Here is a 15759-nt window from a genome sequence, read left to right as displayed (position 1 = left end):
AAATAAAATTCTCATCCTGACGATTCATCCAAAATAGTATCCATAAAATTTGTGGGATTGGCAAAGGAGATTACGCTTTGAACCAAGAAGAAGCTCAAAAAAAAACTTTATCCTCAGGGGATAGCGGACAAGAGAGTGTTAGCGATCTTGAAAAAGATCTCTTGCTAAGACAACGCGATCTTGCCCTCCTTCAACATGAAATGAAAATGATTAAAGAGAAAGAATCCATGTCCCAAACTCCTGGAGAAGCACTGCACCTCAAAGAACTTTATGTAGAAGCAAGAAAAAAGTATGAAGCTGCTGAAAAAAAACTCATTGAGACGGATGCTGAAATACACACCTACAAAGGGCAACAAGAAATCTTACGCAATCTCATTGAAAGCTCTAAAAGAGAAAATGAAGAAACAAGAAAAAGACTTGAAGAAATTCTTTTAAAGGCTTCTTTTTTAGAAAAAGAAAACGAAACTTTAAAGCAGGAATATCAAGAAAAAGAGTCTCAATTGAGCTATCTTTCCAGCTTGCAACATGAGCTTAGCAAAACAAAAACCGAGCTCAAAGAAGAGAAAAATCAATCGATAAAAAATAAACAAAGGCTTGAAAAATACATTGAACTTTTATCTTTCAGGGAAAAACAACTCTCCAACTTTAAAGAGTACCAATCCAATTACGAAAAAGCGCAAATCATCATCAAAGACCTTGAAACTTCCCTCCAGAAAAAAGAAGAGTCATCCCGTGTAACCGAGCTAAATCTTAAAACTCTTATTGAACGGGAAGAAGAGCACAAACGCCATAGCGATCAATTAGAAAGGGCGATTCAATTCTTAAGAGAAAAAGCAGAAGAGTCAGAGCTTGAAAAAAAGCAGTATGAGCAAGAGTTGCAAAACATGCAAATGCTTCTTGAGCAGTCTAAAGATGAGATGAGCCTGCTTGAGAAGGGTCTAGACCATACGAAATCTCATGTCCTCGAACTAAGTTGTGAAAAGCAAGAAATCCAAAGCGAAATCAAATTATTAAAAGAAGAGCTCTTAAAAGATAAGCTTCTCATCCAAGAAAAAGATAATAAAATTGAGGCCTTCTTAAAAGAATTAGACCATTTAAAATCAGAAAATCAAAAGCTTGAAGAACAATTTCAAAAAAATGAGCAATTTAAAAACCAACATGCAGAAAAGTATGAAAATCTATCTTCCCACTTTGAAAAGAAAGACGCTTTGCTAAACGAAAAAAATAAAGAAATTGAAGCTCTCAAAATCCTTCTCGAAGAAAAAGAGAGCGCTATCAAAGGCAAAGAAGAAGTTCAAAAAGAGATGGAAACACTTCTTCAGCAGTTTAGCGAACTAAAGCAACGGCTTTTCGATGCTCTTCACGAAATCGAAGTTTTAAAGCTAGTAAATGATAAAGAAAAAGAATCTCTTTCTCTTGCTCTCAAAGAAAATAACAGCATTCAAAATGAACTTGAAAGTCGGATTGAAGTCATTTCGGAGCTTGAAAATAGCTTAAAAGAGAAGGAATCTTTAACAGAAAATCTCTTAAATGAACTTCATGTTTTTCAAGAGCAAAAAGTGATCTTGGAAAAAGAGGCAGCTGACGCTAAAATTTATCAAAAGAATTTGGAGTCTGAACTTGTCGAGGCAAAAAATAAAATCGTAAGTCTAAACACCCGTATAAATGAACTTGAACCTGAAATAAAAAGCCTCGTTGAGTCGCATCAAAATCATTCCCATATTGAGGAAGAGCTTGAAGAGGCTAATTTTAAAATCTCGTCTTTAGAAAAAGCTGATTTAAAAAAGCAAACGTTGATTGATACTTTGGATAACGCTCTACAAAACCTTGAGGAGCTTTATGAAAAAGAGAAAAATAACCACCTCCTGCAAAAAAACGAATATGAAAAACTAAAGGCTTCCTATAAGCAGCTAGAGGAAAAATATCAAAAAGAAGAAAGCGCCCATCATTCTAAAAATTCTGCTTTAGAAAGCATGACTTTAGAAGCAAATGACGCTAAACTTTGCATCCATTCCCTAGAAAACGAGCTCAAAGAATCCCTTAAGACCTTAAAATCCCATCAGTTGATACTTGAAGAAAAAGAAAGGGAAGGGAGGTCCCATCAAGAAGCCTTAGAGAAAATTTCCCAATCCTATCAAGCTCTTGAATCTGAAAAAGCTATTTTAAAAAGAGAGTTAGAGTCTTGCAAAGAAGAGCTTATTCACTCCAATAACAAGCTTGCCGAGCAAGAAGCCTCCCTAAACGATCTTCTTCAGGAAAAAGAAGCTAGAGAGAAAGAAAAGCTTGAGCTTAAAGAGAAAGAGGAAAAACTTAAAAAAAGCATTCAGGATCTCAAAGCTTCTCTTGCAGCAAGAGAAGGACAGTATCATAGCAAGGTCGCAGAACTTGATGAAGAGCTAAATAAAAAACAAAAAGAAATTTTAGAAAAGCAAGAATCCCTTGATGAGTATGCTAAACTTGAAATTGACTTGAAAGAAGCATTAGAAAATTTGAGGGATAAAATCGCGCTTATAGAAAAACTTGAGAAAAGCATACTAGAGCGCGATCTTGAAATCGGCCAAAAAAACGAAGAGATAGAAAAGGGTCGTCTTGTTGAAGAAAATCTAAAAAATCTCTCCCTAGAGCTAAATAAGAAAGAAAGTTACATTCTTGAATTAGAGGATAAGCTTTTAAAAGAGTCTCAAACGAATGAAAGAAAAAGCAATGAACTCGAAAATCAGATCGATATTCTTGAAGCTTTAAAGGAAGAGAAAGCAAAAATACTCGATGAGAAAAAAGCGCACCAAGAAGAGATTATCGCCCTAAAAAAGAAATCCGATGAAAGCGATCAAAAAGCTGTGATTGCGCAGCAGCATCTTGCGAAGAAGGTAAAAGAAATCACTCTTCTTTCAGAAAAGCATGAAGAGCTCCGTAAAACCCTTCAAGACTTACAAAATGAGGGAAAAGAGCGTGATGCAAAACTTCAAGAGGCATTAATTTCAAGAGAAGCCGAATCAAAAGAACAAGAAAGCATAAAGCAAAAACTTTTAGAAGATCAGCTTTTGAAAGAAAAAAAAATAACCGAGTTTCAGGAACTTTACGCAAAATCAATGAAAGAGCTAAAATGGGCTCAGGAAGAAAATGCTCGCCTTAAAGAACAAAAGACTAAGCTTGATCAATTGCAAAACCTTCTGAAGGGTCTTGGCGTCTCATTAAATACTGAAATAAAAGAAGAGTCCCCTAAAGAGGAAGGTTTAAGCGATGAGCTCCCTTCTTTGGAAGATGAGAAGCCTTTTGAAGAAGAAACCGAAAATAAAGAATTAAAAGAAACCGAAGAAATAAAGCTCTTGGAAGAGCCAAAGGCTAACCCTCCTAAATCTGGAACGGTATATCAAAATTTATTTGACTTAAATCAGCATACAAATCGACCAAGAAATAATTTGTTCGACTAATGGAATCCAAAAAAGGAAAAATTTATTTAGGGATTGATCCTGGTACTAGAGTCACAGGCTATGGCCTCGTCTCTTTTGAAAATAATAGTTATTCAGCTTTAGATTACGGCTGCGTAAGGCCGCCTCCTGCTCTTCCCCTGCCGGACAGGTATTTAATTCTTTTCGATAGCGTGAGTTCTATTATCGAACGTTTTAAGCCTGATGCAATGGCCATTGAAACTCAGTTTGTCAGTAAAAATTGCGGAAGCGCCCTTAAACTTGGCATGGCAAGAGGCGCCATCATGGTGGCCGCAAGAAAGCTTAATATTCCCTTATTTGAATATTCACCGACAGAAGCTAAAAAAGGAATTGTCGGCCATGGTAGCGCAAGTAAAGAACAGGTGCAAAAAATGGTCATGCATTTTCTTAATCTTAGTGAAATGCCAAAACCCCTTGACGCATCCGACGCTTTAAGCTTAGCTTTATGCGCCGGCTTAAGAGCTCAACATTTTTAAACATTTAGGTCCCTTATGTACGCCCATATTCGCGGTAAACTAATCTTTTCATCCCCGATTTTCGCTGTTTTAGAAGCGAACGGAATCGGCTATAAAATTTTTATCCCGACAAACCTATTTGGGGAGCTTGGCGCCACCGGCGAAGAAGTTTTTTTATTTATCTCTTTTGTCGTACGAGAACAATCTCATGCCCTATATGGCTTTATAAATCAGGAAGGGCGGGATCTTTTTGAAGTCTTGTTGAACGTGAGCGGAATTGGACCCAAGACAGCTCTTAGCTTAATTGGGCATCTATCCTACGAGGATTTGATTGCGGCTATTAGACGTGAAGATGATAAAGTTCTCTCCAAAGTTCCTGGCATCGGCAAAAAAACCGCGGAGCGATTGATTTTGGAGGTTAAAGATAAGCTTCCTGTTGGGACCAATCGATTAGCAGACCAATACACTTTAAAAATAGGGGCTAAAAATTCTAAAGAAGATCTAGCCTATGATGCCCTTTCTGCCTTGCTAAACTTAGGTTACAAAGAAGCGCATGCTCAAAAGGCCATTCAAAAAGCTCTTCTTCAAGGCGGAGAAGAGGTCGAACTTGCAAAACTAATTACATTGTCATTAAAAAATATCTAAAGTTAGAAAAAAAGATTTCATTTTCAGAAACCTTTTTTTTGCAGGGTTTTAACTTTTAGCTGTTGTTAGGCGCTCATTGACTTTTTTCCAATTGATGTTATCAAAAAACACCTCAATATATTTGGCGCGGTCAAGTCCAAATTGGGTGATATAGGCATGTTCAAAAACATCCATGACAAGTAAAGGCTTTCCGCCAGCAAGATGGCCTACATCATGTTCATTAATCCATTGGTTAATCAAACGACCTTCTTTTGGATCAATGTAGGCCACAACCCAGCCAATACCCCGCATGGCGCCCGTTGCTACAAAATCTTTTTTCCAATTATCAAAGCTGCCAAAATCAGATTCTATCTTTTTTAAAAGGGGTGAATCCTTAGGATTTTCGGATTTTCCAAGATTATCAAAATAATATTCATGCAAAAGCATCCCATCAAATTCCCAGCCGAGCATTCTTTTTAAACCTGCAAACTCAGGGGTCTTATTTTGACCGCTTTCATTCAAAGCCTGGAGTTTTTTTAGGAGGTTATTTGAATTTAAAACATAGCCCTGATAGAGCTTAAAATGCATTTTTAAAAGCTCATCATCAAGGCCTTGAATATTGCCAATCAGATAGGCATAGTCTTTGGCTTGATAGTCAGAAAAAACAAGAGATTGCGATAAAAGAAAAATAAAGCTTAGTTGGATGAAAAACTTTCCCATAAATGTTCCCCTTTTCATTTATTTCAAAATAATGAACGGTCGGGTTTAAGGAAAAGAAAATCTTTATTTTTCCATAGCCCAGCTGCATATCGGACAATCTGCCGGATTGTGATTTCTTGCAGGGCAATAGGATCTTCCAAAATAAATCATTTGCAAATGGACTTGGCTCCATGTTTTTTTTGGAAAAGCGGCTTTCAAATCATTTTCTGTTTCTTCCCTATTCTTTCCTCTAGTTAATCCCCATCTTTTAGCAAGCCTATGGATGTGGGTGTCTACAGCGAAAGCATCTTCTCCAAATGCTTGAGAGACTAAAACAGAAGCTGTCTTTCGGCCAACTCCCGGAAGAGCCAAGAGCTCATCAAAACTTTTAGGCACTTCGGAATCATAAGAAGAAACTAATATTTTTGAGAGCTCATAAATATTTCTAGCTTTTGTTTTAGCAAGGCCGACCGGTCTAATTAGGTCTTCTATCTTTTTTTCACCAAGCTTAACCATTTCCTTTGGGGTTTTGGCTTTTTCAAAAAGAAGGGGTGTGATCTGATTGACCCTGGCATCGGTGCATTGCTGCGAAAGGATAACAGCTATTAGAAAGGTATAAGGATCTCTATGGGTCAGCGGGATTTCAGGCTTTGGAAATAGCTCATTTAAAATCTTAAGGATTTTTTTTGCTTTTTCTTCTCTTTTCATTTTTTCCGCTTATTTTCCGATACAGAATTTTGAAAAAATGGCGGTTAGAATATCTTCACCGGCATCAAAACCGATGATTTTTCCAAGCTCATTTAAAGCCGATCTCATTTCAATCATTAAAAATTCAGGAGAAGTCCCTTGGTTTAACCCTTCGATGAGTGCCTTAAGGGAATGAGCGGCGTTTGAAAGAGCTTCCTTATGCCGGACATTAGTAACTAAAATTTCTTCTTTGGAAGGGATCGACCCTTGCCAAATAACCTCATCGATCGCTTGGTGAAGCTTTTCAAGCCCTTCTTTATTTTTAGCGGAAATAAAGACAACATGAGGGATGTCTACTTGAGGCAAGGTTTCATGAGGCAAATCGGTTTTATTCCAAACGACAATCGTTCTTTTTTTATCGAGCAGCTCAAACAACTTTTTATCAACTCCATCCGTCCCTAATGTGGCATCGAGAACCAAAAGGATTAAATCGGCTTTATTTATAATGTCGTGAGTCCTTTTGATCCCTTCTGCTTCAATGGCTTCTTTAGCTTCCCTTATACCGGCTGTGTCTATCACTCTTAAGTTAATACCATTTAACCGTAAATGATCTTCAATGACATCTCTTGTAGTTCCGGGGATATCTGAAATAATGGCGCGATCCTTATCTAAAAGCGCATTCATTAAAGAAGACTTTCCAACATTCGGGCTTCCGACAAGACATAGCGCTAACCCGTCATGGATAATTCTTCCCTCATGAAAAGAGAAGATGAGCTTTTCTATCTCTTGATGAATGGAAGTTATGGCAGCAATAACTTCTTCGATGGGAGCAAATTCTAAACCCTCTTCTGGGAAATCAACCCATGCTTCTAATATGGCGGCATAGCCAATAAGCTCGTTTTGGAACTTAAGAATTTGTTTCGATAGTTTGCCCTCAAGCTGTGATTCAGCAGCCTCTAATGCCCTTTCATTTTTTGCGCAAATGAGATCTTGAATGGCTTCAGCTTGGGCTAAATCTATTTTTCCATTAATAAAAGCTTTGAAAGTAAACTCCCCTGCCATAGCAGCTCTTGCGCCTGCTTTTAAAACAGTCTCTAAAACGCGCCTTGTAATTAAGCTTCCCCCATGGCAAAAAATCTCAACGACATCTTCCCCTGTAAAAGTTTTAGGTTTTTTCATAGGCAAAATCAGAACGTCATCCACCTTTTCGCCATTCGTATTCAAAATTTTACCATAATGGGCGGTATGGGATTGATACCTTTTTAGGTTGCCGGAAAAAACTTTGGCCGCAACTTCAAAGGCATCATCTCCAGAGATTCGGATCATGGCGACTCCCCCTTCACCGGGAGGCGTGGCCACGGCGGCTATTGTTTCGCCCGGCCGGTAGGGCTGATTAGAAAAATGCATAAAGGGTGCTCTATTTATTTAGAAAAAAAATTTTATCAAAATTAAAGTTTTTATGCTTCTAAAGAGTTTTTTTAACTTATTTGACAATAAGGTTATTGATTGTTTACTATAGGTTTCTTTCGATTGTTTAAAAGACTCATTTTCCAACAAAAACGAGTTTCGAAAGAAGTCTATTTAGGTATTACATTTAAAGAGTTCCTTGTTTTATGAAACCCCTTCTTTATTTTGACCGGAAAGCCGGGATGGTCAGGGAAGAAAAAATCTATGGTGAAAATTTTTTATCCTTCCTTTACGGAGGCACCTTTATTGGAAATTTTATTAAAAATTTAATTTCCAACGTCCCTTTTTTCTCCTATCTCTATGGAGTTTCTCAAAGCAGCTTGCTTTCTAAAAGAAAAGTCCTCCCCTTCATAAAAAAGTATGAAATCGATACTGAAGAATTTCTCAAAGATCCTAATTCTTTTAGCTCTTTTAACGATTTTTTCATCCGTCAATTAAAAAAGGAAGCGAGGCCTATTGCCCCGTCTCAAAAAGATTTTGCAGCACCGGCTGATGCAAGGTATCTTGCGTTTCAAAATATTGCTGAAACAGACGGCTTTCTAGTTAAAGGAAAAAAATTTACCCTAAGCACTCTTTTAAATAACCCGATTCTTGCCAAACGCTACGAAAAAGGCTCTTTACTTTTAGCAAGACTCTGTCCCGTCGATTATCATCGTTTTCATTTCCCTTGCGATGGCATAGCTTCTAAACCATCCTTGGTTAAGGGTTCACTTTATTCGGTAAACCCGATCGCGCTTCGTCAAAACATCTCCATCTTCCAAGAAAATAAACGAAAAATAACAGAAATTGACTCTCAAGTTTTTGGACTCATCCAGTACCTTGAAGTCGGGGCCACTTTTGTCGGATCCATTCACGAAACTTTTCAAGAAGGGCCTGTTAAAAAAGGGGACGAGAAAGGGTATTTTTCATTTGGAGGCTCTGCTCTTATCTTACTTTTTGAGCCCGGAAAAATACTGTTTGATGAAGACCTGCTTAAGAATACAAAAGAAGGCCTTGAAACGCTTTGCGTTATGGGGGAAAGAATGGGAAAAGCCCCAAATTAATGGGGCTTACTATCGACTATCTTTCTCGCATTTTGGCAAGCAGTCTTAAAAACTCGATGTAAAGCCAAACAAGCGTGACCATAAGAGCAAAGCTGCTATACCACTCCATATATTTTGGCGCGCCCATCTTAGCCCCTTGCTCAATGGAATCAAAATCGAGCACAAGATTAAGTGCTGCAATCGTCACAACGAAAAGACTAAACAAGATACCAAAAGTTCCTCCCGAATAGACAAAAGCTAAGTTAATGCCAAAAAAGCTAAGGACAAGAGCTACAAGGTACACAATCGCAATTCCGCCGGTTGCCGCCACAATGCCAAGCTTAAATTTTTCCGTCACCGGAATAAGCCCGGATCTATAGGCAAGAAGCATGGCAAAAAGGGTTCCAAAGGTTAAAGAAACCGCTTGAAAAGCAATGCCCGGATAAGCTTGCTCCAAAATTGCGGAAGCGCCGCCAATAAATAACCCTTCAGCCAAGGCATAAAGCGGAGCTGTGACAGGCGACCATTCCTTTTTGAATACAGTCGCCATCGCTATAATAAAGCCGGCAATTAATCCTCCCATCATCCATGGGGTTGCAGATGCCGGATTTTGACTTACTTGCATCCAGGTGAATCCGGCAGTGAGAAGCAATAGAAGCAAAGAAAGGATTGTTTTCATGATGACGCCCGGAACCGTCATTGTTTCAACGCCAATAACACGGCTCCTATAAAAAGTGTCGTCTTGGAGTGCAGGATTTGAAGTACGCATGAGATTCTCCCTACTTAATGATAAGTTCTTTCAAAGGTCATTTAAAAAAACAAAACCGAATTAAACAAATTTAACACCTGTTCTGTCATTATTAAAAACTTATTTTCTCCCCTTTTGCCATTCAAAAGCAAGATCAAAGAGATTTTTAAAGGATAATTTTCAATTTTTTGTTTCCTTTTACACTTTTTTTAAAATTAGAGTGAATATTTTCAAGTTTACTTGATGAAAAAAAGGGCTATGCCATAAACTGAATAGTTTAAAACTCAAATATAAGTGCGGTTCCATGTTTCAATTTTTAAAAAAAATATTCGGAAGCCGGCAAGATAGGCTAGTTCAAAAATACCGCCAGCTTGTCGCGAAAGTGAACCAAGAAGAAGAAAAATTGCTTCATTTAAGCGACGCTGAATTGAAAGCTAAAACCGATGAGTTTAAAAAAAGGATACGAGCAGGAGAATCCCTTGATGACCTTCTTCCTGAAGCTTATGCTGTTGTAAAAAACGGTTGCAGGCGCATGGCCGGAATGGAAGTCCATGTTTCAGGCTATGATCAGAAATGGGACATGGTGCCTTATGATGTCCAAATTGTAGGGGGAATTGCCCTGCATAAAGGATGCATTGCCGAAATGCAGACAGGCGAGGGAAAAACACTCACCGCCGTTATGCCCCTTTACTTAAACGCTCTCACCGAAAGGCCCGTCCATCTTGTCACTGTGAACGATTACCTTGCAAAAAGAGACTGCGAGTGGGTCGGGTCTGTTCTCCGCTATTTAGGAATTACAACAGCTGCTTTAACAAACGATGTCCCGCCGGAAGAGAGAAAGTCGATTTATTCCCACGATGTCGTTTATGGAACGGCTTCTGAATTTGGTTTTGATTATTTGCGCGATAATTCCATGGCTATGTCCCGGGAAGAACAAGTCCAAAGAGGTTATTATTTTGCTATTATCGACGAAGTGGACAGCATTTTAATCGATGAAGCGAGAACTCCTCTTATCATCTCGGGTCCGGTTCCTGTCAGCCGGCAAATGTATGATGAATTAAAAGAGGGAGTTGCCAACCTCGTTAAAAGACAAAGAGACCTTTGCAATAAAATTGCAAGCGAAGCTTATAAAGTCATCAAAGAAGACGTTGAAAATACAAACGTTGAAGAAAAGAGAAAGAAGTCTAAAGAAGAGCTTCGAAATGAAGAAGAAGCAGTTCGAAGGCTTTGGCTTGTCGGAAAAGGAACCCCTCGAAACAAAATTTTAAAGCGCGTAAAAGAAAACCCGGATTTTAGGGCAGCTCTTGACAAATGCGATTTATATTACTATGCGGAACAAAATAAGGAAGAGCGAAAGCACGTCTTATCCGAGCTTTATCTAATTGTCGATGAAAAAGCGAATGATTTTGAGCTCACAGACAAAGGGATCGCAGCTTGGAATGAATTTGCCGGCGAACAAGGCAGCGCCGATGACTTTGTAATGTTCGACCTTGGTGAAGAGTATGCCAAAATAGATAATGACGTCGAACTTTCATCGGAAGGCAAGATCGAAGCCCGTCTTAAATTACAAGAAGAGGATCTTAAGAGAAAAGAAAGAGCCCACAACTTAAGACAGCTTCTAAGGGCCCATCTTATGATGGAAAAAGATGTCGATTACATAGTCCAGGAAGGCAAGATCGTCATCATCGACGAGAATACCGGAAGGCCTCAACCCGGCCGACGCTTTTCAGATGGCTTGCACCAAGCTATCGAAGCTAAAGAAGGGGTCGCTGTCCAAAAAGAAACTCAAACGTATGCCACCATCACCTTGCAAAATTACTTCAGGATGTATGATAAAATTGCCGGGATGACGGGCACTGCCGCAACTGAAGCCGGAGAGTTTAAGCAAATCTATAAATTGGACGTTTTGGAAATTCCGACGCATAAACCGGCTCAAAGGCGAGATTCCGATGATGAAATTTATATGACGGAAAGAGAAAAGTATAACGCCATTTTAAAAGAAGTCAAAGAAGTTCACGAAAAAGGAAGACCGATTCTTATAGGAACGGACTCTGTTAATGCTTCAGAAAAGTTATCCCGTATTTTTAAGCAAAATAACTTGCCTCACACGGTACTTAATGCCCGTCATAATGAAAAAGAAGCTGAAATTATAGCAGAAGCCGGTTTTGAAAAAGCGATCACCATCGCAACCAATATGGCAGGGAGAGGAACCGACATTAAACTTGGGCCAAAAGTGGCAGGTTTTGGCGGCTTGCATGTTATTGGAACGACAAGGCACCAATCTCGAAGGATTGACCGTCAGCTTAGGGGAAGAAGTGCAAGACAAGGAGATCCCGGAACTTCTAAGTTCTACATCTCTTTTGAAGATTATTTGTTAAGGCTTTTTGCTTCGCCGAGAATGACTGCCATTCTTCAAAAATTTAGACCTCCTGAAGGCGAGCCCATCTCAGCTGGTATTTTGAACCGCTCAATTGAAACCGCTCAAAAAAGAGTGGAGCAAAGGAATTACACCATAAGAAAACACACTCTTGAATATGACGATGTCATGAACAAACAAAGACAAGAGGTATACGCGTTTCGAAATGAAATTCTCCACGAAGAAAAAATTGATCAATTAGCTTTGGAAATTCTAGAAGCAGTCGTTAAACAAGCAGCCGATGAATATCTTGCAAGTAGAAGCGATGAACATAGAAGCGTTTCCGGCTTTAAAGATATTTTGCAAAGAAAGTTTCCCCTTTCTTTTGATGAAGGGGAATTCGAAGAAGATTCGATGGAGTTTGAAGAGCTGGAGCAAAAAGCTTTCGAGAAAATTAAAAAGTCCTTCTTTCAAAAAATCAATCAAGAAGTAAATAAAATTAATTTGCCGGAAGCCGCAAGAGGGATTGTCCCAAATCCAGAGAAACAAGTCGATGAAGCTATTCGAAATATCATGCTTCGAAAGATCGATCAACTATGGATTGAACATCTTCTAACCATGGATCACTTAAGAGCCGATGTGAATCTTAGAACTGTCGGACAAAGAGACCCTTTAACCGAGTTTAAGCACGAAGCTTTTAATACTTTTGATGAGTTTGGAAGAACTCTTAGGTCTATGATCGCTCAAGATCTCTTCCGATTTGAAATGATGCCTCGCAATCACGAAGCCCTTGAAAGATTCTTAGCTTCTCTAAAACTTGAAAGATCGAGATCCTTTATGGATGAGCTCGATGAGTCGCAAGGCACCCTCCCCCCGAAAAATGGGGAAAGGGAGTCTTCTCAAGAAGCTGAAAAGTTAGAGCCTATCACTGTAGGCCCGAAAGTGGGTCGAAATGACCCTTGTCCTTGTGGAAGCGGTCAAAAATATAAAAAATGCTGCGGCAAGGATCTCGAATAAACTTATAACTGCTTCATCCTTCTTAAAAGCGAAAAATTATTAATTAATTTTTCGCTTTTTTTATTCCGCAAAACATCTTTACATTTTTTTATTAATATAAATAATTGTTTTTAATTAAATAATAGTTTATAATATTTACAAAAAAATGTTAAGGAGTATAAAAATGGATTTTCGTACTCATTTTAGTGATGGAGTGGTTAAGGCATGGACGCCGGATACTCCTATTAGTTTTTCAGGAGACTTATCTGAAAGTTCAAAAAGCGATTGGGTTGCCCCAAGCAAGCTTGAGTATCCGGAACCCTCATTTTCAGACCCATACGAAAGAGTCGAGGTAACCTCTAGGGAATTAGAAGAAACTTCAGCCTCTATTGAATCTTTCATTAGAAGTTCAAAGCCGGCTCAAATCTTAAGGAAATCTGTTAAAGAAGTTTCTATTGGACAAGGAGATCAACCTTCCTCTTCAATCGGTGAAAAAGAAGAAATAGCAGCTCCAGTTTTTAACTCAAGGAAAAGAAAGGGTTCTTTCCAGGTAAGAAAAAAAACTACAGATTCTAATTCTAGCGAAAGTAACGGTGAAGCTGAACTTGATATTCGTCTAAGAGCTAAAGAATTAAAACAGGCTAAAAAGGCCAGGGTTTCAAGCCGACCAAAACAAGACTCTCCTCTTAGAAGCTCGCAAGATTCTCCTGTTCGGAGCAGATTTGACGGGGAAGAAGAGGAAGAATATGCTGGGCCTGTAAAACCTGCTGTAAGAGCTTCTGGCCCCCCTATTGGACCAAGCCGTCCTTTAAGTTTGGTTTCAGCGCCTCCTCCGCAAGCGACGCAAACAGGCGTTACTCTTAGGGGTGAAGAAATCAGCAACATTCTCTTTTCTCAAAAGCGTATATCTGAAAGCTTATCGGATGGGACGCCTATTTTTACCCCTTATCAGCCAGAGAGAGACTACAGTCTTGAAAAGCTGATGAATAGAAAAGGCGTTTTAAGCGAAAAAGTAAAGAAAGAGAAAGAAGCTGTAAGTCTTCAGGAGCACTTACGTACAAGAGGTTGGGATTCGAAAAAGCCAAACCTAAAAACAGTTAAAATGGTTGCATCCGATGACCCAAAAGACGGCTTAACTTCTTTTGATAATAGAAGGCTTACTCTTGCTAAAGTGATTGTCGATAATTATTCTCATTCGTTAGAGATTAAAGCCGACATTCATCCAGCAGCTAAACCGGCTACGCCTCAACTTTGGAGTCAAGTTCAAAGCAGTGCCAGAAATACCCCTATATTGCCGGGAATTGGGATAGATACCTATGGCCATGCCCTTCTTGGCCGTATTACCAATAACGGGCAATTACCTCCAGTTGTTGGTTATAGTGACATGCCAATCGTTTCAACTTCAATGGGACCGAGGAAAATTCGAGTTATCCACGGCCAAGTAAGTTTCACAAGATCATAATAAATTAAACTAAGGCTAAGGAATTAAAACCTTAGCCTTTTTATTTGTTTTAACTTATATTATTATTTAATTTTAATAGTATCTTAATTTTTTATGGTTTTTTATGATTCATGACCCGGCCCTTAGCCCTTCTTTTTCTTGGGATAATAAAGACATCTATACGCAGGAAACTTTTAAAGAATTAAAAGATAGGGCATACGAAAAAAACTCTCCCTACTATGTATTTGTTCAGATAGAAACCGAAACTAATCCGCAAGCAAGTTTTTTTTATGACGGCATTTCTTGGAGATTATCCTCGCAAAAGGACCCTTTATACAGGGGAAAAATCGTTAAAGTTCAATATTTTGCAGTTAAAACGTTTACGATAATGCGAGGAAATACAGTTAAGGCTGATGAGGACTCGATCGTTTTATTTCCTCCTAGAATCTATTATTCTACTATCCTTAATGACGAAAGGTTAGAAAGAATTTGCTTTTCAGCGGTAAACTTTTTTGCAGTGAATCCGGATAGCTTAGCTGACATCAAAAAAATAAGAGGAATTCTAAAAGACTACCTTACGGCAAGAGCGGTTAAGCTAAAAGAATCCTCGCTTTATACCCCGGATCAGGTTTCTTTATATACTCACCTTCTTCAAGAAATTCTTTTATGGAAGGTTTCTGAAGAGAAGACTCTAGTTGAAAAGATAACCCTTTAAAAAAAGCTTCTCTACTCTAGGTTTTAACTTCCCTTTCTCGCCTTTCTTTTGCGATACGCTGAATCTTGTTCCATGCCCCATAAAGTCCCATGGCAGAGCGCATTTCCTTTAAAGTGGCATTTGCAAACTCTTCCATTTTTTTAGTTCCAAGATAAAGCACCTCTTCAACCAGACCTTTCTCTTGGCTGAAATAATTCCTTCTTTCCCGGATAGGGTCTAAAAATTCGTTGATGGCAAGACTAAGCTTTTCTTTAACCTCTACATCCCCGACTTTCCCTTCTCTATACCTCGCTTTTAAATCCTCTACTTCATTTTTATTAGTATTGAAAATATCGTGGTAGCTAAATACGGGATTACCCTCTACTGTCCCCGGCATATCGGCACGAACACGATTCGGGTCTGTGTACATGCTTTTGACTTTCTTTTCGACAGTCTTGCTATCATCCGACAGGTAGATGGCATTTCCAAGAGATTTACTCATTTTTCCCTTATTGTCTATGCCGACAAGGGTTGGTACATCGCTCAAAAGTACTTCAGGAAGCGGGAACACTTCTCCATAATATTGATTAAAGCGTCTTGCTATGTCTCTTGATAACTCGATATGGGCTTCATTATCTTTGCCGACAGGGACAAGGTGCGCTTTTGACATTAAAATATCTGCGGTTTGGAGGACAGGATAGCCTATCAATCCAAAAGGAACGCTTTCGGGGTCAATATGAGCGTTCCGAGCCATTTCTTTAAGGCTTGGCAATCCGGCAATTCGATTTAAAGAAATCAACATCTCAAAAATAAGATTCATTTCATAAACGACAGGAACCGCTGATTGAAGGTAAATCGTGGATATTTCAGGGTCTATCCCGATAGCTAGGTAGTCTAAAACCGTTTCTCTAATATTATCCCTAAGCTCCAAAATACTTGGCTTATCCGGCTTTGTTGTCAAAGTGTGAAGGTCGGCAATAATAAAATGGCAATCATATTCTTTTTGAAGGCGGAGACGGTTTTTTAAAGAGCCGACATAGTGTCCAAGATGCAACTTTCCGGTAGGTCTATCTCCTGTTAAAATTCGTTTTTTTTCATGAGAGTTAGAAGACATAGTAATT

General features: G+C 38.8%; 12 protein-coding genes. 7 read left to right on the top strand and 5 right to left on the bottom strand.

Annotation, left to right across the window (positions count from 1 at the left end):
• The first annotated feature begins 77 nt into the window (after positions 1–77).
• From CSEC_RS07760 to ruvA, 3 genes are read left to right on the top strand one after another with little or no spacing between them, the layout of a single operon-like run.
• A complete protein-coding gene (locus CSEC_RS07760) occupies positions 78–3431 on the top strand; it encodes a hypothetical protein (RefSeq protein WP_041017882.1) in 3354 nt (1117 codons plus the stop codon).
• Positions 3431–3925 (top strand): crossover junction endodeoxyribonuclease RuvC, encoded by a 495-nt coding sequence (gene ruvC, locus CSEC_RS07755; protein WP_041017881.1) that lies wholly within the window; start codon positions 3431–3433, stop codon positions 3923–3925. Before CSEC_RS07760 ends, ruvC begins: the two co-directional genes overlap by 1 nt.
• Positions 3926–3940: 15 nt before the next feature.
• Positions 3941–4549: a Holliday junction branch migration protein RuvA gene (ruvA, locus tag CSEC_RS07750; RefSeq protein ID WP_041017880.1), complete on the top strand. Its 609-nt coding sequence runs from the start codon at positions 3941–3943 to the stop codon at positions 4547–4549.
• A 48-nt stretch (positions 4550–4597) separates the two neighbouring features.
• On the opposite strand, the gene CSEC_RS07745 is transcribed toward ruvA, so the two are convergent.
• From CSEC_RS07745 to mnmE, 3 genes are all read right to left on the bottom strand, one after another.
• The gene (locus tag CSEC_RS07745; protein WP_079978012.1) at positions 4598–5248 is read right to left on the bottom strand and encodes a superoxide dismutase; all 651 of its coding nucleotides are present in this window, start codon (positions 5246–5248) and stop codon (positions 4598–4600) included.
• Positions 5249–5311: 63 nt separating this feature from the next.
• The gene (gene nth / locus CSEC_RS07740; protein ID WP_041017879.1) at positions 5312–5935 is read right to left on the bottom strand and encodes an endonuclease III; all 624 of its coding nucleotides are present in this window, start codon (positions 5933–5935) and stop codon (positions 5312–5314) included.
• A gap of 9 nt (positions 5936–5944) precedes the next feature.
• Positions 5945–7321: a tRNA uridine-5-carboxymethylaminomethyl(34) synthesis GTPase MnmE gene (gene mnmE / locus CSEC_RS07735; RefSeq protein WP_041017878.1), complete on the bottom strand. Its 1377-nt coding sequence runs from the start codon at positions 7319–7321 to the stop codon at positions 5945–5947.
• Positions 7322–7527: 206 nt separating this feature from the next.
• Here mnmE and CSEC_RS07730 point away from each other — a divergent pair, with 206 nt between their 5' ends.
• Positions 7528–8424 carry a phosphatidylserine decarboxylase gene (locus tag CSEC_RS07730; protein WP_041017877.1) on the top strand — a complete coding sequence of 299 codons (897 nt, stop codon included), beginning with the start codon at positions 7528–7530 and terminating at the stop codon, positions 8422–8424.
• Between the two features lie 16 nt (positions 8425–8440).
• Here CSEC_RS07730 and CSEC_RS07725 read toward each other — a convergent pair whose 3' ends face one another.
• Positions 8441–9172: a Bax inhibitor-1/YccA family protein gene (locus CSEC_RS07725; protein ID WP_041017876.1), complete on the bottom strand. Its 732-nt coding sequence runs from the start codon at positions 9170–9172 to the stop codon at positions 8441–8443.
• A gap of 283 nt (positions 9173–9455) precedes the next feature.
• On the opposite strand from CSEC_RS07725, the gene secA reads away from it, so the two are divergent.
• The 3 genes from secA to CSEC_RS07710 all read left to right on the top strand — a co-directional run bounded on the left by secA (position 9456) and on the right by CSEC_RS07710 (position 14659).
• Positions 9456–12524, top strand: a complete 3069-nt coding sequence (gene secA / locus CSEC_RS07720) for a preprotein translocase subunit SecA (protein ID WP_041017875.1) — start codon at positions 9456–9458, stop codon at positions 12522–12524.
• 163 nt (positions 12525–12687) lie between these two features.
• Positions 12688–13965: a hypothetical protein gene (locus CSEC_RS07715; RefSeq protein WP_041017874.1), complete on the top strand. Its 1278-nt coding sequence runs from the start codon at positions 12688–12690 to the stop codon at positions 13963–13965.
• Positions 13966–14068: 103 nt separating this feature from the next.
• Positions 14069–14659 carry a hypothetical protein gene (locus CSEC_RS07710; RefSeq protein ID WP_041017873.1) on the top strand — a complete coding sequence of 197 codons (591 nt, stop codon included), beginning with the start codon at positions 14069–14071 and terminating at the stop codon, positions 14657–14659.
• Between the two features lie 16 nt (positions 14660–14675).
• On the opposite strand, the gene trpS is transcribed toward CSEC_RS07710, so the two are convergent.
• Complete coding sequence (trpS, locus tag CSEC_RS07705) at positions 14676–15752, bottom strand: tryptophan--tRNA ligase (protein WP_041017872.1); 1077 nt, start codon at positions 15750–15752, stop codon at positions 14676–14678.
• Between the last annotated feature and the right edge of the window lie 7 nt (positions 15753–15759).

It is taken from the genome of Criblamydia sequanensis CRIB-18 (genome assembly GCF_000750955.1).
Taxonomy (GTDB): Bacteria; Chlamydiota; Chlamydiia; order Chlamydiales; family Criblamydiaceae; genus Criblamydia; species Criblamydia sequanensis.
Note: the sequence above shows the minus strand (reverse complement) of the source record. Positions and strands in the feature narration are given on the sequence as shown.